This window comes from Rhodoferax koreense (assembly GCF_001955695.1).
GTDB classification, from domain to species: domain Bacteria; phylum Pseudomonadota; class Gammaproteobacteria; order Burkholderiales; family Burkholderiaceae_C; genus Rhodoferax_B; species Rhodoferax_B koreensis.
In genome coordinates this window covers 3,420,656-3,441,381 of the sequence record NZ_CP019236.1, presented here as the reverse complement: position 1 = coordinate 3,441,381, position 20,726 = coordinate 3,420,656, and the positions used below count along the sequence as shown (strand labels likewise).

At 67.8% G+C, this 20,726-nt stretch carries 17 protein-coding genes, 1 tRNA gene and 1 riboswitch; of the genes, 6 read left to right on the top strand and 12 right to left on the bottom strand.

Going from position 1 to position 20,726, the window contains the following annotated elements:
- Positions 1 to 11 precede the first annotated feature (11 nt).
- The 3 genes from RD110_RS15955 to RD110_RS15945 are packed head-to-tail and all read right to left on the bottom strand — an operon-like array spanning position 12 to position 2,142.
- Positions 12 to 824, bottom strand: coding sequence for a thiazole synthase (locus RD110_RS15955; protein ID WP_076200389.1), 813 nt, complete (start codon positions 822 to 824; stop codon positions 12 to 14).
- Between the two features lie 2 nt (positions 825 to 826).
- Positions 827 to 1,024, bottom strand: a complete 198-nt coding sequence (gene thiS, locus RD110_RS15950) for a sulfur carrier protein ThiS (protein ID WP_076200388.1) — start codon at positions 1,022 to 1,024, stop codon at positions 827 to 829.
- Positions 1,021 to 2,142, bottom strand: a complete 1,122-nt coding sequence (locus tag RD110_RS15945) for an FAD-dependent oxidoreductase (RefSeq protein ID WP_076200387.1) — start codon at positions 2,140 to 2,142, stop codon at positions 1,021 to 1,023. The genes thiS and RD110_RS15945 overlap by 4 nt, the downstream gene beginning before the upstream one ends.
- Positions 2,143 to 2,151: 9 nt before the next feature.
- On the opposite strand from RD110_RS15945, the gene thiD reads away from it, so the two are divergent.
- Positions 2,152 to 3,018 (top strand): bifunctional hydroxymethylpyrimidine kinase/phosphomethylpyrimidine kinase, encoded by an 867-nt coding sequence (thiD, locus tag RD110_RS15940; RefSeq protein WP_076200386.1) that lies wholly within the window; start codon positions 2,152 to 2,154, stop codon positions 3,016 to 3,018.
- A 2-nt stretch (positions 3,019 to 3,020) separates the two neighbouring features.
- Here the strand turns inward: thiD and RD110_RS15935 are convergent, their stop codons facing one another.
- Positions 3,021 to 4,343, bottom strand: coding sequence for a purine-cytosine permease family protein (locus RD110_RS15935; protein WP_076205099.1), 1,323 nt, complete (start codon positions 4,341 to 4,343; stop codon positions 3,021 to 3,023).
- 63 nt (positions 4,344 to 4,406) lie between these two features.
- A riboswitch (TPP riboswitch) is annotated at positions 4,407 to 4,519 on the bottom strand.
- 300 nt (positions 4,520 to 4,819) lie between these two features.
- Between RD110_RS15935 and pbpG the strand changes: the two genes are divergently transcribed.
- Positions 4,820 to 5,908 (top strand): D-alanyl-D-alanine endopeptidase, encoded by a 1,089-nt coding sequence (gene pbpG, locus RD110_RS15930; RefSeq protein WP_076205097.1) that lies wholly within the window; start codon positions 4,820 to 4,822, stop codon positions 5,906 to 5,908.
- On the opposite strand, the gene RD110_RS15925 is transcribed toward pbpG, so the two are convergent.
- The 3 genes from RD110_RS15925 to aat form a co-directional block, all read right to left on the bottom strand.
- A complete protein-coding gene (locus tag RD110_RS15925) occupies positions 5,909 to 6,685 on the bottom strand; it encodes an IclR family transcriptional regulator (RefSeq protein ID WP_076200385.1) in 777 nt (258 codons plus the stop codon). It lies immediately after the preceding gene.
- Positions 6,686 to 6,770: 85 nt separating this feature from the next.
- Complete coding sequence (locus RD110_RS15920; protein WP_076200384.1) at positions 6,771 to 7,523, bottom strand: arginyltransferase; 753 nt, start codon at positions 7,521 to 7,523, stop codon at positions 6,771 to 6,773.
- Positions 7,520 to 8,296 carry a leucyl/phenylalanyl-tRNA--protein transferase gene (gene aat, locus RD110_RS15915; protein WP_076200383.1) on the bottom strand — a complete coding sequence of 259 codons (777 nt, stop codon included), beginning with the start codon at positions 8,294 to 8,296 and terminating at the stop codon, positions 7,520 to 7,522. Before aat ends, RD110_RS15920 begins: the two co-directional genes overlap by 4 nt.
- Positions 8,297 to 8,551: 255 nt before the next feature.
- On the opposite strand from aat, the gene dinG reads away from it, so the two are divergent.
- Complete coding sequence (dinG, locus tag RD110_RS15910) at positions 8,552 to 10,762, top strand: ATP-dependent DNA helicase DinG (RefSeq protein WP_076200382.1); 2,211 nt, start codon at positions 8,552 to 8,554, stop codon at positions 10,760 to 10,762.
- A 1-nt stretch (position 10,763) separates the two neighbouring features.
- On the opposite strand, the gene RD110_RS15905 is transcribed toward dinG, so the two are convergent.
- Entirely contained in the window at positions 10,764 to 11,942 is a 1,179-nt protein-coding gene (locus tag RD110_RS15905; protein ID WP_076200381.1) for a M20 aminoacylase family protein, read from the bottom strand.
- A gap of 11 nt (positions 11,943 to 11,953) precedes the next feature.
- Positions 11,954 to 13,216 carry a diaminopropionate ammonia-lyase gene (locus tag RD110_RS15900; protein ID WP_076200380.1) on the bottom strand — a complete coding sequence of 421 codons (1,263 nt, stop codon included), beginning with the start codon at positions 13,214 to 13,216 and terminating at the stop codon, positions 11,954 to 11,956.
- Positions 13,217 to 13,330: 114 nt separating this feature from the next.
- Here RD110_RS15900 and RD110_RS15895 point away from each other — a divergent pair, with 114 nt between their 5' ends.
- On the top strand, positions 13,331 to 13,813 hold the full coding sequence (locus RD110_RS15895) for an Lrp/AsnC family transcriptional regulator (RefSeq protein ID WP_394329416.1): 483 nt from the start codon (positions 13,331 to 13,333) through the stop codon (positions 13,811 to 13,813).
- 32 nt (positions 13,814 to 13,845) lie between these two features.
- Here the strand turns inward: RD110_RS15895 and RD110_RS15890 are convergent, their stop codons facing one another.
- The 3 genes from RD110_RS15890 to RD110_RS15880 form a co-directional block, all read right to left on the bottom strand.
- Positions 13,846 to 15,882: a sensor histidine kinase gene (locus RD110_RS15890; protein WP_076200379.1), complete on the bottom strand. Its 2,037-nt coding sequence runs from the start codon at positions 15,880 to 15,882 to the stop codon at positions 13,846 to 13,848.
- A complete protein-coding gene (locus tag RD110_RS15885) occupies positions 15,882 to 18,158 on the bottom strand; it encodes a putative bifunctional diguanylate cyclase/phosphodiesterase (protein ID WP_083686305.1) in 2,277 nt (758 codons plus the stop codon). Before RD110_RS15885 ends, RD110_RS15890 begins: the two co-directional genes overlap by 1 nt.
- A gap of 438 nt (positions 18,159 to 18,596) precedes the next feature.
- Positions 18,597 to 19,070 carry a flavodoxin domain-containing protein gene (locus tag RD110_RS15880; RefSeq protein WP_076200378.1) on the bottom strand — a complete coding sequence of 158 codons (474 nt, stop codon included), beginning with the start codon at positions 19,068 to 19,070 and terminating at the stop codon, positions 18,597 to 18,599.
- Positions 19,071 to 19,196: 126 nt separating this feature from the next.
- Between RD110_RS15880 and RD110_RS15875 the strand changes: the two genes are divergently transcribed.
- Both RD110_RS15875 and RD110_RS15870 read left to right on the top strand, forming a co-directional pair.
- A complete protein-coding gene (locus tag RD110_RS15875) occupies positions 19,197 to 20,531 on the top strand; it encodes an MFS family transporter (protein ID WP_076205091.1) in 1,335 nt (444 codons plus the stop codon).
- 63 nt (positions 20,532 to 20,594) lie between these two features.
- A tRNA-Pro gene (locus tag RD110_RS15870) sits at positions 20,595 to 20,671 on the top strand.
- The last annotated feature ends 55 nt before the right edge of the window (positions 20,672 to 20,726 follow it).

The following is a 20,726-nucleotide window of genomic DNA, read 5'->3' as shown; positions in this document are numbered from 1 at the left end:
GTCGGGGCTTTCTAGTTCTGGTGCCAGAACGGCGTACCCAGCACGGGTGTGCTGGGCTGGGCCGCATGCTGCTCGGCCATTGCGCCGCCCAGCCGTGCGCCGCGGCCCGCCGCCACCGCGTCGGCGAAGGCGCCGGCCATGCGCACCGGATCCTGCGCCAGCGCCACGGCGGTGTTGAGCAGCACGGCGTCGAAGCCCCATTCCATCACCTGGCAGGCGTGCGATGGCAGGCCCAGGCCTGCGTCGACGATCATGGGCACGTCCAGCCGTTCGCGCAGCATCTGCATCGCATAGGGGTTGACCGGCCCCTTGCCGGTGCCGATGGGCGCGGCCCAGGGCATCACGGCCTGGCAGCCCACGTCGACCAGGCGGCGGCACAGCACCAGGTCTTCCGTGCAGTACGGCAGCACCTTGAAGCCGTCCTTGATCAGGCGCTCCGAGGCTTCGACCAGGTTCAGCGTGTCGGGCTGCAGCGTGTAGTCGTCGCCGATGAGTTCGAGCTTGATCCAGTCGGTGGCGAACACCTCGCGCGCCATGTGGGCCGTGGTGATGGCCTCCTGCAGGCTGTGGCAGCCGGCGGTGTTGGGTAGCACCGGTACTTTCAACTGCCGCAGCAGTTCCCAGAAGGCGTTGGGCAGGCGCTCGGTGGTGGCCGAGCCCAGGTTCTGCCGCCGCAGCGAGGCGGTGACCATGGCCGGCCTGGCGCGGCGGATCGCCGCTTCCATCACGGCTGGCGACGGATAGCGGGCGGTGCCCAGCAGCAGCCGGCTGTCGAAGCGCTGGCCGTAGAGGACGAGGGCATCGTCTGGATCGATCGGGTGCATGTTCAACCTCCTGTGACGGGCTGGATGATTTCGATGTCGTCGCCGTCGCGCAGCAGTGTGGATGCGTGCTGCGTCGATGGCACGAATTGCTGGTTGACGGCGGTGGCGAACGGCGGGCGGGCTTCGATGCGGACCAGCGCGACCGCCAGGCTGGCGCCTTCTGGCAGATCGTGCGGCAACTGGTTGATCAGGACTTTCATGCGGCAGTTTCCAGGGGGTTCTCGATGCGCAGCGCGAAGCGCCGGGCGAGGGTGTCTTCACCGGTTTCAACCCACTGCAGCACCGCGTCGAGCACGGCCGGCGAGATCATGAAGCCGTGGCGGTACAGGCCGTTGATCTGCAGCACGTTGGGCGCCAGCCGGCGCAGTGCGGGCAGGTTGTCGGGCAGGGCGGGGCGGCATTGGGTGGCGATCTCGAGGATGCGCGCTTCGGCAAAACCGCTGTGCACGCTGTAGGCCGCGCTCAGCAGTTCGAGCGTGGAGCGCACGCTGGCCGGCGAGAGGTCGTCGGATTCGATCTCGGTGGCGCCGATCACGTAGACGCCGCCCGGCTTGGGCGCGATGTACAGCGGATAACGCGGATGGATCAGCCGTGTCGGCCGTGTCAGCATCACCTCGGGGGCCAACACGCGCACCACCTCGCCGCGCACACCGCGCAGGCCCGACCAGTCAGGCCGCGCACCCAGGCCGCGGCAGTCGAACACCCAGTGGGGCTGGCCGGTCGCGCCGGGCCTGAATTGTTCGGGCGCACGCGGGCTGTGCCAGTGCAGATGGACGCCGCTGCGCTCCAGCGTCTGCAGCAACGCGGCAAGCAGCGCGCGGTTGTCGAGCTGGCCTTCGCCGGGCAGGTAGAAGCCCTGGCCGAAACGGTGGCCCAGGCTGGGCTCCAGCGCGGCGATGCCGTCCGCGTCGAGCGCCTGCATCGCCGGCAGTTCGGGCAGTTGCCGCTGGGTGGTCTGCAACTGCTGACGCAGGCGGGCGGCCTCGGGCGCGTCCTGCCGGTGCCACAGGATCAGCGTGCCCTCCCGCTGGAAGAACACCGGGGCATCCGCGTGGCAATCGAGCTGCGCGATGAGTTGCGGCCAGCGCGCGAGCGCGTGGTGGCCCATGCGCACCACGCTGGCCTCGGTGACGGCCGATTCGGCCAGCGGCGCGAGCATGGCCGCGGCCACGCGCGCGGCGGAACCCTCGGCCTCGGGCCCGCCTGCATCGAACAGCGCCACCGCGCAGCCCTTGCGCACGAGCGCGAGCGCCAGCAGCCGGCCCATCAGGCCTGCGCCGAGGATGGCCACCGACGAGGAGGAGGTCAGAGCTTCCATAATTCAGGCATGAACCCTTCCGACACTTCGAATGAAAACGAGGGCGTGCCCCTGGCGCGTTATGTGCGCGTGTTGTCCATCGCCGGCTCCGACAGCGGCGGCGGCGCGGGCATCCAGGCCGACCTGAAGACCTTTGCCGCGCTGGGCTGCTACGGCATGACGGCCATCACCGCGCTCACCGCGCAGAACACCCGCGGCGTCAGCGGCATCCACGGGGCGCCGCCGTCCTTCCTCAAGGCGCAGTTGCAGGCCGTGCTCGACGACATCGGCGCCGACGCGGTGAAGATCGGCATGCTGCACGCGCCGGAGCTGGTCGAGGTGGTGGCCTGGGCCATCGACCACTACCGCTTGAAGAACGTGGTGCTCGACCCGGTGATGGTGGCCACCAGCGGCGACCGCCTGATGGCCGCCGAGACGGTGCAGGTGCTGGTGCGCCAGCTGTTTCCGCGCGCCACGGTGGTCACGCCCAACCTGGACGAGGCCGCGCTGCTGCTGGGCCGGGCCATCGAAGGGATCGATGCGCTGGACGACGCGGCCACGGCCCTGCTCGCCCTCGGGGCGCCGGCGGTGCTGCTCAAGGGCGGCCATCTGCCGGGCGAAGAAGTGCTCGACGTGCTGGCCCAGGCCGGCGGTGCGCGCCTGCGGCTGCCAACGCATCGCATCCCCACGCCGAACGGGCACGGCACGGGCTGCACGCTGTCCTCGGCCGTCGCCTGCTACCTGGCCCAGGGGCTGGCCTTGCCGCAGGCCGTGCAGCAGGCGCGCGGCTACATCCTGCAGGCCATCGCCGCCGGCGCGCAAGTGCGCACCGGGCACGGCCACGGGCCGCTGAACCATGGCTTCGCGCCGGTGGCGATGCACCTGTTGCCGCTGTGAACTCATGGCCTTGATGTGGCGGCCGGCCGGCTGAGCCAGGCCAGCGCGAAGGTGACGGCCAGCGTAGGCAGGGCCGAGCCCCACTGCGGCCAAAGCTGCGCGAGCGCGTGGTACAGCGCGATGCCGGCCAGCCAGGCCAGCGCGGCCGGCCAGTCGATCCTGCGGGCCTGCAGCGCGAAGCTGGCACCGCCCGTGCCGAGGCGGCCGAGGATGACGCCATACAGTGGCACGAACACCGAACTCAGCATCAACAGGAAGGGCTCGAGGCTGTGCATGGGCAGCACCAGGGCCAGCAGCGTGCAGGCCACGGCGATCAGCAGGCCCCAGCGACGCACGCTCCAGCGCGGCAGCAGGCTGTGCGAAGACACCGCGCCCGAATACACGTCGCCGTAGGCGTTGTCGAGCTCGTCCACGAGGATCAGCCCCAGCGCCAGCAGGCCGCCCTGGGCCAGCAGCAGCGCGGTGACGAGGCTCACCCCCGGCTCGGCCACGCTCACCACCATGACGCCGAGCGCATAGCACCAGATGTTGGCCAGCACATAACCGAGCCAGGTGCCGCCGAAGCTGCCGCGCCGGCTGCGGCCATGGCGCGCATAGTCGGCGACCAGCGGCAGCCAGGAGACGGGCATGGCGATCACCAGATCGAGCGCCGACATCATGCCCATGCTGCCGTCGCCGGGCCGCTGCCAGAACGCGGCGAAACCCTTGGCCGACAGGGCGCTGGCGAACTGCCAGCTCAGCCACAGCAGCGACACGATCACCAGCGGCAGGCCGAAGCGGCTAACGAAGCGCCGCACCAGGGTCAGCATCGAGCCGGCCATCAGCGCCGTGAGCACCGCGCCCCAGAGCAGCGTGGTCCACAGCACGCCGCTGGCACCGCTCAGCGTGATGCCGAAGCTCTGCTGGGCAATCGCGGCCGTGCCTTCGCGCATGATGACGAGTTCGAAGGTGGTCCAGCCGATGAGCTGCACGATGTTCAGGCCCACCGGCAGGCGCGCGAACAGGCTGCCGTAGCTCGCATGCATCAGGCCCGCGCTGGACAGGCCGCTGGCGCAGCCGATGCGCGCCGTCCAGGCCAACAGCCCTGCGCCCACGCACGAGCCCAATACGATGGCGAACAACGCTTCGCGCGTGCCCACGGCCGGCACCAGGTAGGCACCGACCTGCATCACCAGGAGCCCCACGCCGAGGCTGAACCACAGGGCCGCCTGGTCGCTCCAGCCCAGCGCGCGCTGGTGGCTCGCGAGCGGCGTCAGCGCTTCGTTGACAGGCGGGCTGGAAGGGCCGACAGGCAAGCCGGAGGAAGATAAGGACGGACTGTTCATGCACACGCTCCAGACGATGCGGCGGCAGGAACCCGGGCCGACAGGCGCCATGGCAAATGGACGGCGGTGTCTGGCCTGCTTCCCTGCGCGAGGATTACCTCAATCAGGTTCAAAGGGACTTTCTCAGTCGACATGGCGGGTCGATACGCGCCATGCCAACACCCCTAGCGAAAGCACCCACGCGGGGTGCAGGGCGCGATTGTAGGCCGATGCGGTCTGCGCAGATTTCTTCCGGCTGCGTCAACGAAAATACCGTATGTACAGTTATGTCCCGGGGCCGTATGGCGGCCTGCTGGCTGTTACAAAATACGGCGGTTTTTGCAGGAAGACGATGCCTTTTCACAGTGTCGCCACGGTTTTAGCCCCGGCCGCACCGATAATTACTTTAAAAATGTCAGCTAAGTCTTTGATCTTGTGAAATCTTTTCGATTTCTATAAACTCGCCACACCCTATTTCTCGCCTGGAGATGTTTTTCATGTCCTCCAACGAAAGCCCTGCCTTGAAGCGCCTCCTACAAATTGTTTCCATCTTTACCTGCGCCGCCGCGCTGGTCAGCCTGCCCGCCGAAGCGGCCCAGCGCAAGAAGGTCGTCATCCAAAAAAAGCAGACCACCACCGTGGCGGTCAAGCGCAACGCCAAGGCGACCGGCACCACCGCCAAGTCCGTGCGCGCCACCGGTAGCGGCAAGGCCACGCTGGCCGCCCGCCGCAAGGGCGTGGTGCGCGCCGCCGCACCGATCATTCCCGCACCGCAATCGTTCGGCCAGCTCGCCGGGCTGCATGCGGCCAACGACCCGCTGGATCTGAAGTCCAGCGTGGCGCTGGTGATCGACCAGGACACCCGGGAAGTGCTTTTCAGCAAGAACGAAAGCGCCGTGCTGCCAATCGCATCGCTCACCAAGCTCATGACCGGCCTGCTGGTCAACGAAGCCCATTTGCCGATGGACGAGATGATCACCATCACGCAGGACGACGTGGACACCGAAAAGGGCAGCCGTTCGCGCCTGACGGTCGGCTCCTCGCTGAGCCGCGGCGAGCTGCTGCACCTGGCACTGATGTCGAGCGAAAACCGCGCCGCCCATGCACTGGGCCGCACCTATCCCGGCGGCCTGGCCACCTTCGTTTCGCTGATGAACGCCAAGGCAAGGATGCTCGGCATGAAGGACACCAAATACGTTGAGCCGACCGGCCTGTCGAGCAACAACCAGTCCAGCGCCAACGACCTGGCGCTGCTGGTGAACGCCGCCTATGCCGAGCCCACGCTGCGCGAGCTCACCACCTCGACCGGTTATGAAGTCGACGTGGGCCGCCGCACGCTGCAGTTCAACAACACCAACCGCCTGGTGAAGAACCCGAACTGGGACATCGGCCTGCAGAAGACCGGTTTCATCAACGAGGCGGGCCAGTGCCTGGTGATGCAGGCCAAGATCGCCGGCCGCAAGCTGATCATGGTGTTCCTGGATTCGGCCGGCAAACTCAGCCGCCTGGGCGACGCCGAGCGCGTGCGCCGCTGGGTCGAGTCCAGCCCGACGGTGATGCACACCACCAAGCCGTTCACCGGCTGATCAGCGCTTGTAGCCCAGGGCCTCGGAGATTTCGTTGGCCGTGGCCTGCAGCTTCGGCAGCCAACCTTCGTCCAGCCGGTCGGCCGGAGATGAAATCGACAGGCCGGCCACCAGCCGGCTCTGGTCGTCGTAGATGCCCGCGGCCATGCAGCGCACACCCAATTCCAGTTCCTCGTTGTCGCGCGCGATGCCGTACTGGCGCGCCTTGGAGAGTTCGCGCTCCAGCATCGGCAGTTCGGTAAGACTGTTCTTCGTGTGGCCGCTCAGCCCGGTGCGGGTGGCATAGGCCCGCACGCGCTGCGGATCGTCGGCGGCCAGGAACAGCTTGCCGACGGAGGTCAGATGCAGCGGCGCGCGGCCACCGATGGCCCGCACCACCTGCATGCCCGAGCGTTCGCTGAAGGCGCGCTCCACGTAGACGATTTCATCACCCTGGCGCAGGCTCAGGTTCACCGGTTGCTGGATCAGGCGGTGCAGTTCGCGCATCGGCGCCAGGGCCGCGTCGCGCACGCTGAGTCGGCCCTTCACCAGGTTGCCGAGTTCGAGCAGGCGCATGCCCAGCCGGTAGCTGCCGGGCTCGGGCCGGTCGACGAAGCGGCCGGTGGCCAGGTCGTTGAGGATGCGGTGGGTGGTGGAGGGATGCAGGCCGGTCTTCTCGCTGATCTCCTTGAGCGACATCGCTTCCTCGCGCGAGGCGAGGGTGTCGATCAACTGGAACATGCGTTCGATGACCTGCACGGTGGGCGTGGCCTGGACGTTGGGATCAGACTTTCTCATGGGAATGGGGCCTGCTCAGCAAAGGTGATTTCATTTTACTTGGTGAAATGCCCGTTTGCACCATGCGAAACCCCTCCCGCCCGTCTCAACCGTCGTGCGAGTTGACGGGCAGCGACCACCGGCCGTCCACCAGCACCTCGTGCGGCCCGAACCGCGCCTTGTAGCTCATCTTCGGGCTCTCGGCGATCCAGTAACCCAGGTACACATGGGCCAGGCCCATCTGGCGTGCCTGCTCGATCTGCCACAGCACGTTGAAGGTGCCGTAGCTGGTGTGTTCTTCCGGCTCGTAGAAGGTGTAGACGGCGGAGATGCCGTCGTCGAGCACGTCGAGGATGGAGACCATCTTCAGCGCGCCGGCCGACCCGTCGGGTAGCGTCTCGCGGAATTCCACCAGCCGGGAATTCACCCGGCTCTGCAGCAGGAACTGCGTGTACTGGTCGATGCTGTCGTGGTCCATGCCGCCGCCGGCATGGCGGCCGTTCTGGTAGCGCAGGTACAGCGCATAGTGCTCGGGCAAGAAGCACAGCTTCAGCACCCGGGTCTGCAGCCGGCCGTGGCGCGCCCAGGCGCGTCGCTGGCTGCGGTCGGGCTGGAACCGACCCACCAGCACGCGCAGCGGCACGCAGGCCTGGCAGCCGTCGCAATAGGGGCGGTAGGTGAACATGCCGCTGCGCCGGAAGCCGTTGCTCACGAGTTCGGAGTAGGTCGTGTTCTGGATCAGGTGGCTCGGCGTGGCGACCTGCGAGCGCGCCTGCCGCGCAGGCAGGTAACTGCAAGGATAGGGTGCAGTGGCGTAGAACTGCAGGGTCTGCAGAGGCAGGTCGTTGAGATGGGTCACGCGGAGGCCTGTGGTTTCGCCAGAGCAGCTCGGTCCAGCTCGCACCAGTATAGGGGCTTGAATTCCCAGGTTGGCCCGGGCAGCAGCGCGTTGCGGGCGACCTGTTGCAGGAAGGCGGCACGTGGGATTTCTCGTGCGCCGAGCGTGGCCAGGTGAGCGGTGTTCTGCTGGCAGTCGATGATGGGAATCTGCTGCGCGCGGCAGAAGGCCACGAGCGCGGCGAGCGCGATCTTGGATGCGTCGGAAACCCGGGTGAACATCGATTCGCCGAACACCGCGCGGCCGATCGCCACGCAATACAGGCCGCCGGCGAGCTGGCCGTCGATCCAGGTCTCGATGCTGTGCGCCGTGCCGTGCCGGTGCAGGGCCTCGTAGGCGCGCACCATGTCCGGCACGATCCAGGTACCCGACTGGCCCGGCCGCGGGCTGCGCGCGCAGTGGCGGATCACCTCGCCGAATGCGGTGTCGAAGCGCACCTCGCAGCCGGGCTGCGCCTGGAAGTTGGCCAGGGTCTTGCGCAGGGAGCGGTGCAGCCGGAATTCGGCCGTGTGCAGCACCATGCGCGGATCGGGGCTCCACCACAGGATCGGCTGGCCGGTGCTGAACCACGGAAAGATGCCGTGGCTGTAGGCCTGCCTGAGCGTCGCCACGTTGAGCGCGCCGCCCGCGGCCAAAAGGCCGGGTGCGGGGTCGTGTTCGCCCCAGGCTTCGGCGGCGGGAGGGAAGCTTTCCCCCGGTGTCAGCCAGGGCAGCCTCGAGGCGGGTGATTGCATGGCGTTGGTCGGTGGCGGGTCTGCCGCAATTACACATCATCGCGGCACCGGTGTGCAGCCCTTGCGCCATTGGCAACAAGGGCAACCACGGCATCGCGGAAAAGAGCTATGGAAAAGATAGCGTCTCTCGCAGTTTCGGTCTGCGTCAGATGTCATTTCGGTCTAAATCCGGCGTGCTGGCGCCCGCGTCGGCCGCAGCGGATAAACTGGTCACCCATACAGCCCCCGTTGAACGCCGTCCATTTTCCCGTCCAGATGTCCGAATCCCACCATGCCACCGCCGCGCTGCAGGCCTTCGACCACGTGGTCCAGGCCGCGGGCGATTTCCGCAGCCGGCCCGGCCAGCGGCTGATGGCCGAGCGCGTGGCCCACACCTTCGCCGAGGCCACCCTGGGCAAGGTCGACGACGATGGCGACGAGCCGCTGCGCGCCATCGCCGTGGTGCAGGCCGGCACCGGCGTGGGCAAGTCGCTCGCCTATTGCGCACCGGCCATCGCCATGGCCATCGCGCGCAAGACCCGGGTGTTGATCTCCACCGCCACGGTGGCGCTGCAGGAGCAGCTCGTCACCAAGGATCTGCCGGCGCTGGCGGCGCTGATGCCCGAGCCGTTCCGTTTCGGCCTGGCCAAGGGCCGCGGCCGCTACGTGTGCAAGCTCAAGCTGGCGCGGCAGGCGGGCACGGGCGAGGGTGGCGCGGGAGAGGACGACGATCTGTTCGCCGACGAACTGCCCGTGGGCGGGATGGCCGGCGTGCGCCACGACGAGGAGGCGCGCCAGGCCTTCTACGCCGGCATGGTGCGCGACCTGGCCGGCAACACCTGGGACGGCGACCGCGACAGCCTGGCGCTGCAGCCCGAAGCCGACTGGTGGATGCCGGTGGCGGCCGAGGCCAGCTCCTGCACCGGCAAGCATTGCCCGGTGTTCAACGGCTGCACCTATTTCGAGAAACGCAAGGAACTGGTGGGCGCGCAGGTGATCGTGGCCAACCACGACCTGCTGCTGGCCACGCTGGGCACGCGCACGCTGCCCGATCTCGACAACTGCCTGCTGGTGCTGGACGAGGCGCACCACCTGCCCGCCGTGGCGCTCGACAAGTTCTCGTGCGCGATGGACCTGAGCCGCCTGGGCTGGATCGAGACGCTGGCCGGCCGCGCCAAACGCATCGGCGGGCTGATGCAGGTGTCGGAGGCGGCGGACGTGGGCCGGCAGGCCGCGCAGCTCAAGCAGTCGCTGCAGGACGTGGCCGCGCTGGTGCACGAGCTCTACGCGGGTGTCTTGGCCGAACCCCGGCCCGGCGGCTGGGGCGGCCAGGCACAGGGCCCGGCGCGGGTCCGGCTGCCGCAGGGCCAGTTGCCCGCCGAACTCGAGGAGCCGCTGCAGATGGTCGGCATCATGGCCGAAGGCTTTCTGGCCGTGCTCAATGCGATCTCCAAGGCCCTGCGCACCGAGATGCGCGACAGCCCGAACGAGGCGCGCCGGCTGTCGGTGCTGTATGCGCAGCTCGGCACCCTGAGCCCGCGACTGGAAGGCGTGCACGCTACGGTGCAGCTGCTGCTGAAGGAGGCCACGCCGCCCAGCGCGCCGGTGGCCAAGTGGTTCACGCTGCAGGAGAACGGCGGCGGAGGCACGGGGGCCGGCGCGGTGAACATCAAGGCCTTCGCCAGTCCGATCCTGCCGGGCACGCCGCTGCGCTCGCAGCTGTGGTCCAAGGTGCGCGCGGCCATCGTCACCTCGGCCACGCTCACCAGTTGCGGTGAATTCGATTTCTACCTGCGCGAGGCCGGCCTGTCCGACGACGAGGCCGTCACCACGCTCGAGGTCGCAAGCCCCTTCGACTACGCGACGCAGGGCCAGTTCGTCACCGTGGAGACGCTGGCCGATCCGCGCCATGCGGGTTCGTTCACCACCGAGATGGTGCAGATGCTGCTGCGCGACGCGGCCAAGGTGAAGCACGGCGCGCTCGCGCTGTTCACCTCGCGCGACCAGATGCGCCAGGCGGTGCAGGCCCTCACGCCGGTGCTGCGCGCCGTGGTGCTGGTGCAGGGCGAGCTGCCGCGCACGCTGCTGCTGCAGCGCCACCGCGAACGCGTGCTGCAGGGCGGGCCGTCGATCATCTTCGGCATGCAGTCTTTCGGCGAGGGGTTGGATCTGCCGGGCACGCTGTGCGAGACGGTGTTCATTGCCAAGCTGCCGTTCGCCTCGCCCGACGACCCAGTGGGCGAGTCGCGTGCGGAATGGCTGCGCTCCGTGGGCCGCGATCCGTTCACCGAACTCGTGGTGCCGGCCACCGCCATCCGCCTGGCCCAATGGGCCGGCCGCGCCATCCGCACCGAGACCGACAAGTCCTTCGTGTACTGCTACGACCGGCGCCTGTCCGGCACCTCCTACGGCCAGCGGCTCATGCAAGGGCTGCCGCCGTTCCTGCGGCTGCGCAAGGATGCGCGCGGGCAGATGACGCCGGCCTGAGTCAGGGCGCCAGCCGGTCGCGCACCAGCGTCGTGAAATACGCCGCGCCCACAGCCAGGATGCTGTCGTTGAAGTCGTAGCCCGCGTTGTGCAGCGGCAGCCCTCCGGGCTCGCCCGGTGCGCCGTTGCCGATGAAGGCGAAGTTGCCGGGCACGTGGCGCAGGAAAGTGCCGAAGTCTTCCGAGGCCAGGATCGGCGGCGTGTGGCCATCGACACGCGCAGCGCCCACCACCTTGGTGGCGGCGGCCACGGCGTAGTCCACCTGTTCGGCCGGGTTCACCGTCGGCAGGAACTCGTGGGTGTAAGTCAGCTTGCCTTGCGCGCCGTGCGTGGCGCACACACCTTGCACGATCTCACCCATGCGGCGCTCGAGCAGGGCCTGCACCGCGGATGCATAACTGCGCGTATCGCCGCGCAGCGTCACGTGGGTCGGTATGGCGTTGCGGATGCCGTCGGTGACGAATTCGGTGACCGAGACCACGGCCGGGTCTACCGGGTCGACGCTGCGTGCCACGATGGTCTGCAGCGCGAGCACGATCTCGGCCCCGACGACGATGGGGTCCACGCCCATGTGCGGCCGCGCTGCATGCGTGCCGCGGCCGACGATGTCGATCGTGAAGTTGTCTTCCGAAGCCATGATGCCGCCGGCACGTGTGACGATGTGGCCCGCCGCGATGCCCGGCATGTTGTGCACGCCGTAGATTTCGTCCATCGGAAAGCGCCGCAACAAGCCGTCGTCGAGCATGGCCTGCGCGCCCTTGCCGTGTTCCTCGGCGGGCTGGAACACGAACAACACCGTGCCTTCGAAGCCGCCTGCGAGCGCCAGCAACTGCGCCGCGCCGAGCACCATGGCCATGTGGCCGTCGTGGCCGCAGGCGTGCATGGTGCCGGCGATTTCCGACGCGTAGGCGCGCCCCTCGGCGCGTTCATGGATCGGCAGCGCATCCATCTCGGCACGCAAGGCGATGGTCTTGCGCCCGGTGAAGTTGCCGCGGCGCAGCACACCAACCAGGCCGGTGCCGCCGATGCCGCGGTGCACCTCGATGCCGAGCCGCGTAAGCTGCACGGCGACGTGGTCCGAAGTGCCGTATTCGGCGAAACCGGTCTCGGGACGGCGGTGGAAATGGTGGCGCCAGTTGGTGAGGGTTTGGCTCAGGGCCAGGGGCAGGCTTTCGGACATGGCGGAGCCTTTCAGAGGGTATCGAAACGAGAGGCCGGGATGCGTGCGGCGACTTCGGCGGCGCTCTGGCCCACGGCCGCGGCATAACGCGCCTCGTCGGTCGCGCCTTCGGTGTTGATCAGCAGCACACGCGCGGTTTCGTCGAGGCCGAGCGCGGTCTTGATGTCGGGCGCACCGCAGGCCGCGAGCAGGCCGGCCAGGCCGGCACTGCCGCTTTCGCCAGCCACTACAACCTCCGCATCCTTCAAGGGCCGTGCGAGCCGCCGCATCGCGGCCACGGCATCTTCGTCATCGACCGCCATGAAGGCGGTGGCCATCGGCTGCAACAGGTCCCAGGCGAGCAGCGACGGCTCGTAACATTCGAGCATGGCCATGGCCGTCGGGGCGTCGGCATCGATGCGCACGGCCGTGCCGGCTTCGGCGCTGGCCAGCAGGCAGGCGGCGCGTGTGGGCTCGACGATCACCACACGCGGCGCGGGCTCGAACACGCTGGCGAGGCTGGTCGCGAGCGCGGCGGCGAAGCCGCCCACGCCGGCCTGCAGGAACACATGCGTCGGTGCGGCGCCCAGTTGGCTGTGCAACTCATGGGTCATGGCGGTGTAGCCCTGCATCACCAGGGCCGGAGCCGTGGTGTAACCCGGCCACGAGGTGTCGGACAGCAAGGTCCAACCGTGGATCTCGCACTGATGCTTCGATTCGGCCACGGCATCGTCGTAGCTGCCCGGCACCTCGTGTATCTCGGCACCGAAGCGGGCGATGGCCTCACGCCGTTCGGCGCTCACACCCTCGTGCACGAAGATGATGGCCCTGGCGCCGACCAGCCGTGCGCCTGCGGCCACCGACTGGCCATGGTTGCCGTCGGTGGCACACGCGAAAGTCATGCCGGCTGCAATGGCAGCCACGGCGGAATGGCCGGGCCGATCGGCCGTGCCGTGCGCGGGCAGGGCCAGCGAACCGCTTGCCGCGCGCGGCAGTTCGTCGGCCGTGACGTTGCGGTTCAGGCGTCTGGAGGCTTCGGCCAGCACGAGCCGGAAAACCGCATAGGCGCCACCCAGTGCCTTGAAGCTCTTTAGGCCCAGCCGCGCGCCTTCGTCCTTGATGGAGACCATGGCCAGTCCCTCGCGTTCGGCGATGCCGCGCAGGTCGACCAGCGGTGTGGGCCGGTAATCGAAACATTCACGCAGCAGCGCAACGACAGCGCGTGCGGCGTTCGCGTCGAGCATGGGGTGGTCCGGCGGCACGGCGCCGGGCTGTGGATTGCTGAGGTAACGCATGTTGAGGTTCTAGCCTGCGATAGGAGGATGCTGCAATACTATTCATCCACCCTGGTTTCTTTACTCGAAAACAGGGTGTGTGGTGCAACGTTTTTGCGTTTTGAAAGAGAGCCCATGGAAGTCGCGATGCCGCAGGCCTTGACCCTGGATGCCTTCGACCTGCAATTGCTGGCGCTGGTGCAAGCTGACAGCCGCATGCCGCAGAGCGCGATGGGCGCGGCCGTGCACCTGTCGACGGCCGCGGTAAACCGGCGCCTGAAACGCCTGCAGAAGGCCGGGGTCATCGAGCGCTTCAGCGCCGTACTGGCGCCGCAGGCGATGGGCCATGGCCTGAGCATCGTGGTCGAGGTGGAGGCGGAGAACGAACGCATCGACCTGCTGGATGCGATGAAGAAGGCGTTCAAGGCCTGCCCGCAGGTACAGCAGTGCTACTACGTGACGAGCGAGTGGGACTTCATCCTGATCCTGTGTGTGCGCGACATGGCGCAGTACACCGCGCTCACGCGCCAGCTGTTCTTCGAGGGCAGCAACGTCAAGCGTTTTCGTAGCCTGGTGGTAATGGACCGGGTGAAGGTCGGGCTGGACGTGCCGGTCTGATGCTTGGCCGGCCGTCGGTCGGTCCAGACCCGTCAAGCCCGCCGCGGCGGCTCACCCAGCGGCAGCAGACCCGAGCTCAGGGCGCTCGAGGCTTTCTTCAGCGGGGCCTTGCGTGGCAGGCGCAGGGTGAAGACCATGCCGCCCTCGGCGAGGTTCGCGGCCTCGATGCTGCCGCCCAGGACGTCGTGCACCAGCTGGTAGACGATGTGAAGCCCGAGGCCGGTGCCGCCGGAGTGCCGGCTGGTGGTGTAGAACGGATCGAAGATGCGTGCCAGGCTGGACTCTGGCACGCCGATGCCATCGTCCGAGAACCAGATGCAGACATGGTCCGGCCCGTCGGCCAGCGCGCGCACCGTGATCTGCCCGCCGGGCCGGTTCACGAAGGCATGGGCCAGCGCGTTGTCCAGCAGGTTGGCGATCACCTGTTCGAGCGGGCCGGGGTAGCTCTCCATCTGCAGCCCGGGCGCGAGGTCCAGCTTCAGCTGCACCGGGTTGCCGTGGTCCCACTTGCGCAGGCGTGGGTCGGCGTCGAGCACGATCTCGGCGAGGTCGAAGCGGCGCTGTTCCATCGTGGTGCGGTCCACGGCCACCTGCTTGAAGCGCTGGACGATGCCGGCCGAGCGCCGCAGCGAGGTGAGTACCACGTCCAGGGCGGCGTGGCTCGAAGCCACATAGTCTTCGAGGTCGGACTTGCGCAAGCCCTGCTTCAGCAGCAGGGCCAGCACGTCCAGTCGCTGCTGCACCGTGGAGAGCGCCAGCGTGGCGGTGCCCAGCGGCGTGTTGAGTTCGTGCGCCACGCCGGCCACCATCAGGCCCAGCGAGGACAGGCGGTCGGCGCGTGCGAGTTCCGTCTGCACCGTCTGCAATTGTTCGTTGGCCTGGCGCAGTGCGCTGTTGGCGGCCTGCAGTTCCTCTTCGTGCGCCTTGCGGGCCGCCAGGTTGCGGCCGGTCTGCCAGCCCAGGCGCAGCGTGATGAGCACGGCCACGGCGAAGATCGTCGCCAGCACGGCCTTCCAGCGCCAGGTGCGCTGCAGCGCGGCCTCGGGGTCGATGCGCACCAGCAGCCGCAGGCCGAGCGCGCCATCCGCGACCTGGCCGCGCACGCCGGCCAGCGTCAGGTCCTGGCCGGGTGTGATGCGCTTGAAGGCCCAGGCACCGCCGGCGTCGCGCAGCTCGCCGTGGTCCTCCTGCTGCACGGCCTGCCACAACGCGGGCTGGCTGTGGGACAGCGCGCGGTCGGTGCGCCCCAGCTGGCCCGCCCAGTCGTCGGCCTTGTTCGGCCCCTGGATCCAGTAGCCCTGGGCATTGAGCAGGTACACGCCGATGCGCTGCTGCCGGCTGAGTCCGGCCAGCCGTTCGAGCAGCCGGTTGGCGCGGTAGTTGATGACCACGATGCCGCGGCGCTGGCCGTTCACCACCAAGGGGCTGGCCACCCGCAGCGTCGGCTCGAGCGGACGCTCGATCACGCCGTTCTCGACGTTCAGGTCCAGTTCGGAAAAATACACGCTGCCCGCGGGCAGACGCAGCGCTTCGTGGAAATACGGCCGGCTGCCCTTGTTCTGCAACTGGGCCGCCGAGACGACCACCGGCGGGCCGACGCGCTGGTTCACGCGCAGGCGCTCCATGCCTGTTTCGTCGATCCAGCGGACCTGGTCGTATTGCGGCGCGCTTGCGGCGAAGCTGGTGAAGAGTTGGGCGATGGAGGAGTTGGCCGAGACGTCGATCAGCGGTTGCCGGGCCGTGAGTTCGCTGAGAAAGGCCACGTCGCGGCGCAGGCTGCCGAGGGTGCGCACGATGATGTCCGAGGTGTCCTGCACGGTGTCGTCGCGGTCGCGCAGCAGCGGGCCCTCGAGCGCGGCATCGAGTTCGTGCCAGGCCAGCGGGAAGAGGATCAGCAGCAGGACCAGCCAGGGCAGCACCATGAACACCAGACGCCTGCGCACGCCGCGCATGGCTTCGAATTCGCGGCGCCAACGCGAGCGCGGGGGCCGATTCGGCTTGGACGCCAGCGCGAACGGCGGACGCGACCCGGCCGCTGTCTGGATGGTGGAAGGGTTCGACGCCGGCATCAGGCGCCCGGGCCCAGCCGGGCCATGAAGGCTTCGAGCGGTTCGGGGCGGCCAAACAGGTAGCCCTGCGCCAGACGGCACCCGCGCGCCTGCAACCAGTCGGCCTGCGCCTGGGTTTCCACACCTTCGGCCAGCACCTGCATTTGCAGCCGCTGGCCGAGCATGATGACCATGTCGGCGATCACCAGGTGCGGCGAGACCTGGCCGATTTCGGCCACGAAGCAGCGGTCGACCTTGAGCGTGGTCACCGGCAGCGCACGCAGGTAGCCAAGCGAGGAATAACCCGTGCCGAAGTCGTCGATGGCGATCGGGAATCCTGCCTCGCGCAGCCCGCCGAGGATCTCGCCCTTGGCCAGGTGATCCTCCATCGCCACCGATTCCGTGATCTCGATCTCCAGCTGCGCCGGCGCAACACCGTGGCGGTGGATGGCATCGGCCAGCTCCAGCGGGAACTCGCGGCGCGACAGCTGCAGCGGCGACACGTTGACCGCGATCGACAGCCGCGGATGGCCGGCATCGCGCAGCCGGGCGAGGGCGGCGCAGGCCAGCTCGATCACTTGGCGGCCAAGCGGCACGATCAGGCCGTTGGCTTCGGCCATCTGCACGAATTCGCTCGGCGGCACCTTGGTGCCATCGGCCAGGGTCCAGCGCGCCAGCGCCTCGGCGCCGACGATCCTGCCGGTGGCGAGTTCGACCTGCGGCTGCAGTTCGATGCGGATCTCGTTGTGGTGCAGCGCGTGGTAGAGGTCGCGCGACTGGTTGAACCGGCGGTTGCTCTCGCGCTCCATGCCCGGCTCGTAGTCGATCAGCTGGCTCATGCCCTGCGCGCGCGCCTGTTGCAGGAGCAGCGTGCCCATGGCCATGGCGCCGCGCGCCGAGCCGGCGTAGCGGTCGAGGTCGATGCGCGACGCACCCACGCCGATGAAGGGGGGGTGCGTCGGATCCTCCGGGTCCCAGGATTCGAGCTTGTCCACATATTCCGCGCGCAACATCGCGGTCTGTCCGAGGATGCCGAAGGTGTCGTCGTGCAGCCGCGCCACGATGCACGGCGGCGCGAACACCATGCGCAGGCGCTGCGCCATCTTCTGCAGCATCAGGTCGCCCTGTTCGATGCCGAGCGACAGGCAGCTCTGCGAGTACTTGTCGAGGTCGATGAACAGCAGGCTGCGGTCGCGCGGCGCGGCGGCGGCGAGCACGCTCTCGATGCCGCGCAGCAGCGCGTTGGCGTTGGGGATGCTCAGCAGGCTGTCCTCATAGGCCAGTCGGTCGAGCCGGCTCGTGAGGGACACGTTGATCAGCCCCGAGTTGATGTTGGAGGCGAACACGCTGAGCAGCTCGCGTTCCGTGGCGTCCAGCGTGCGGCCGGTGGCGAGGTAGGCGGCGGCATGCGGGCCGCTGTCCGCGCCGCGGAAGAACAGCACCTGGCTCACCGGCGTCTCGATATTGCGCTGTTCGGTGAGGCCGCGCACCAGCAGTTCGCGGATTCCTGCGTCCGATATGCGCGAGATTTCCTTGGCGATGCAGGAGGTGAAGCGCCCGGCCGCGCCCACCACACGCGCGGTCTGCGGATCGGAGCCGTTGACCTCCTGCACGCACATCATGCCGTCGGCTTCCAGGCCGAGCACCCGCGCGAGTTCTCGCACCATGCGGCCGGAGAAATCGGGCAGGTCCTCGGCCCGGGTCAGGCTGTTGCTGGCTTCGACAATGGTCTGCAGGCCGCGGCGCGCGCTGCGCAGGGCCCGGATCTGCTCCCAGGTGCGCAGGTTGCTCGTGAGGATGCCATGCAGCCGTTCATAGGTGAGGTCGGTCTTGAGCCAGTAGTCGCTGATGTCCAGCGTGTCCAGCGAGACCTGCATCGACGACACCCCGGGCTGGCCGGTGACCAGGATGATGCGGACCTCGGCGTTGCCGAGGATCTCGCGCACGCTCTTGACCAGCCGCAGGCCGGCGTCATCGGTCTCCATCACGATGTCGAGCACGATGACCGCGATGTCTGGAGACTCAGTCAGGATCTTGGCCGCCTGGGTGGCCGAACTCGCCGACAGCAGTTCGACCGCATGTCCCTGGTAGCGGAAGCTGCCCAGCGCCAGGCGCAACGAACGCTGGAAGTCGGCATCGTCGTCGACCGTGAGGACGGTCAGCGTGCGGTGGGCCGTCTGAGCGGGGGAGTTGGCCTCGCCGGCTTCCGGTGCGAATGCGAACGCGTCGGGCTCATGCCCCGTGCGGTGGCTGTCGGCACCTGTTCGGTGTGGTTGTCCCGCCTGATCGATGGCCATCGAATCGCTCCCTCCTGTGTGCAAGTCCGGCTGGTGCCGCGATGCCGGTCCGGAGCTGGATGCTGAAAACCAACTACGGACGTTACAAAAAATGCCGTATTCAGTTTATGCCCATTCGGGCTCGAAAGCTTCGAAGTTTAAATAGGAAATTTCTCTCTTCAGCCCAATGATTACCCTCGGTGGAGGACGCGGGCGAGGCATGCGGGTTAATGCCGGAGCGCCTTCGGATTGGGCGCCCTTCCCAGTGAAGATCCGTTTGTAGGATATGGCTTACAAAACGCGCACACCGATTATGTAAATCGAATGAGTCGATCGGGTAAATCCTTCATGAGCAATAAGGCCCGCTTGTCCTTGCCCAATTTCGCGCCGCCGGTGCATATTGCAGGTCTGTTCGATGATCGAACGAAATCGTAATAATCCCGCCCGCTGCGGTACGGCTCAGCGGGCCATCAGGGCTGCGGCCTGCGCCAACCAGGCGCGGCACCATGCGATCGCCGCCGTCTCGGGCGGCGTGTCGCTCAGCGCGTCGATCACGCAGATTTCACCGATGCGCCTGGCGCCGAGATCCTGCAGGCGCGCGTCGAAGCGCCGGCCGCCGCCGGCGAACGTCTCGCCGTAGCTCGCGTCGCCGAGCGCCACCACGCCGTATGGCACGTGGCCGAGGTAGCGCGGCTCGGCGTCGAGTGCGTCGTAGAAGGCCTGAGCGTTGTCCGGCACGTCGCCCGAGCCGAAGGTCGAGGTGCAGACCAGGTACAGCGTGCCTTCGGCGGCGGCGTCGAACACGTCCGGTCCGAGTCCGTCCATCGGCGTCACGTCGATGTCGTCGACGAGATCGGCGCAGTCCATCTGGATGGCCTGTGCGACGGAGGTGGCGGTGCCGGTCATGCTGCCGACGAGGATGGCGAGTTTCATCTGTGAAGAGGTTGGGGGATCGAGCGCGGATTGTCGCTGCTGCCAGCGGCCGACGATGCCAGCGTTGCCACGTCGGACAACTCGGCATGCCAGCGCCCGGCGCGCCGCGCTGTGGCAGCATCGGCCATGGCTCAAACAATCACCATTCCAACGAGCCCGGCGTCTTCGATGTCCGGTGCGACCCCGTATTCCGCCGCCGAAAAGCGACACCGCATCTTCTCGATCATGGCCGCGTCCAGCGGCAACCTGGTCGAGTGGTTCGACTTCTACGTCTACGCGTTCTGTGCCGTCTATTTCGCGCCTTCGTTCTTCCCCAAGTCGGATCCGACCGCGCAGTTGCTCAACACCGCCGGCATCTTTGCGGCAGGCTTCCTGATGCGGCCGATCGGCGGCTGGCTGTTCGGCCGCATCGCCGACCGCAACGGCCGCAAGAACTCGATGGTGATCTCGGTGGCGATGATGTGCGGCGGCTCCCTGCTCATCGCCTGCCTGCCCACCTACGACCGCATCGGCGCCTGGGCGCCGGCGCTGCTGCTGCTCGCGCGGCTGTTCCAGGGGCTGTCGGTCGGGGGCGAGTACGGCACCACCGCCACCTACATGAGCGAGGTCGCGCTGCGCGGACAGCGCGGCTTCTTCTCCTCGTTCCAGTACGTGACGCTGATCGGGGGGCAACTGCTGGCGGTGCTGGTGGTGGTGATCCTGCAGCAATTCCTCGACGAAGCCGAACTGCGCGCCTGGGGCTGGCGCATCCCATTCGTGGTGGGGGCGGTCACGGCGGTGGTGGCGCTGCTGCTGCGCCGCACGCTGCACGAGACGTCGACTGCCGAGACGCGGGCCAACAAGGAGGCCGGCACGCTGTCGCACCTGTTCAAGCACCACAAGGCCGCGTTCTTCACCGTGCTCGGCTACACCGCCGGCGGCTCGCTGATCTTCTACACCTTCACCACCTACATGCAGAAGTACCTGGTGAATTCGGCCGGCATGCCGATCAAGACGGCCAGCAACGTCATGACCGCCTGCCTGTTCGTCTACATGTGCCTGCAGCCACTGTTCGGCATGCTGTCCGACCGCATCGGCCGGCGCAACAACATGCTGCTGTTCGGCGCGCTCGGTGCGCTGGCCACGGTGCCGATCCTCACCGCGCTGCAGGGTGTGAGCAGCCCCTTCTGGGCGGGCGTGCTGATCGTGCTGGCGTTGGCCATCGTGAGTTTCTACACCTCGATCAGCGGCATCGTGAAGGCCGAGATGTTCCCGCCCGAGGTGCGCGCGCTCGGCGTCGGCCTGGCCTACGCGGTGGCAAACGCGGTGTTCGGCGGCTCGGCCGAATACGTGGCCCTCGGACTCAAGTCCATCGGCCATGAATCGGTCTTCTACTGGTACGTGACCGGCATGATGGTGCTGGCTTTCCTCGTGAGCCTGCGCCTGCCGCGCGAAGGCAAGTACCTGCACCACGATCATTAATTGCCGCAAATTTTGCGCCGTGGCCGAAGCACCGCAAAAACCGATGTAGAATCTAAGTCTTGTCGGGGCGTAGCGCAGCCTGGTAGCGCATCTGCTTTGGGAGCAGAGGGTCGTGAGTTCGAATCCCACCGCCCCGACCATTGATTCTGAAGGCCTTTTTCCTATTTTGGAAAAGGGCCTTTTTTCTAACAGAAT

What these genes read in the sequence shown, in the direction of transcription:
- RD110_RS15955 (WP_076200389.1), bottom strand. Translation starts at nt 824, where the DNA reads ATGCACCCGATCGATCCAGACGATGCCCTCGTCCTCTACGGCCAGCGC.
- thiS (WP_076200388.1), bottom strand. Translation starts at nt 1,024, where the DNA reads ATGAAAGTCCTGATCAACCAGTTGCCGCACGATCTGCCAGAAGGCGCC.
- RD110_RS15945 (WP_076200387.1), bottom strand. Translation starts at nt 2,142, where the DNA reads ATGGAAGCTCTGACCTCCTCCTCGTCGGTGGCCATCCTCGGCGCAGGC.
- thiD (WP_076200386.1), top strand. Translation starts at nt 2,152, where the DNA reads ATGAACCCTTCCGACACTTCGAATGAAAACGAGGGCGTGCCCCTGGCG.
- RD110_RS15935 (WP_076205099.1), bottom strand. Translation starts at nt 4,343, where the DNA reads ATGAACAGTCCGTCCTTATCTTCCTCCGGCTTGCCTGTCGGCCCTTCC.
- pbpG (WP_076205097.1), top strand. Translation starts at nt 4,820, where the DNA reads ATGTCCTCCAACGAAAGCCCTGCCTTGAAGCGCCTCCTACAAATTGTT.
- RD110_RS15925 (WP_076200385.1), bottom strand. Translation starts at nt 6,685, where the DNA reads ATGAGAAAGTCTGATCCCAACGTCCAGGCCACGCCCACCGTGCAGGTC.
- aat (WP_076200383.1), bottom strand. Translation starts at nt 8,296, where the DNA reads ATGCAATCACCCGCCTCGAGGCTGCCCTGGCTGACACCGGGGGAAAGC.
- dinG (WP_076200382.1), top strand. Translation starts at nt 8,552, where the DNA reads ATGTCCGAATCCCACCATGCCACCGCCGCGCTGCAGGCCTTCGACCAC.
- RD110_RS15905 (WP_076200381.1), bottom strand. Translation starts at nt 11,942, where the DNA reads ATGTCCGAAAGCCTGCCCCTGGCCCTGAGCCAAACCCTCACCAACTGG.
- RD110_RS15900 (WP_076200380.1), bottom strand. Translation starts at nt 13,216, where the DNA reads ATGCGTTACCTCAGCAATCCACAGCCCGGCGCCGTGCCGCCGGACCAC.
- RD110_RS15895 (WP_394329416.1), top strand. Translation starts at nt 13,331, where the DNA reads ATGGAAGTCGCGATGCCGCAGGCCTTGACCCTGGATGCCTTCGACCTG.
- RD110_RS15890 (WP_076200379.1), bottom strand. Translation starts at nt 15,882, where the DNA reads ATGCCGGCGTCGAACCCTTCCACCATCCAGACAGCGGCCGGGTCGCGT.
- RD110_RS15885 (WP_083686305.1), bottom strand. Translation starts at nt 18,158, where the DNA reads ATGGCCATCGATCAGGCGGGACAACCACACCGAACAGGTGCCGACAGC.
- RD110_RS15880 (WP_076200378.1), bottom strand. Translation starts at nt 19,070, where the DNA reads ATGAAACTCGCCATCCTCGTCGGCAGCATGACCGGCACCGCCACCTCC.
- RD110_RS15875 (WP_076205091.1), top strand. Translation starts at nt 19,197, where the DNA reads ATGGCTCAAACAATCACCATTCCAACGAGCCCGGCGTCTTCGATGTCC.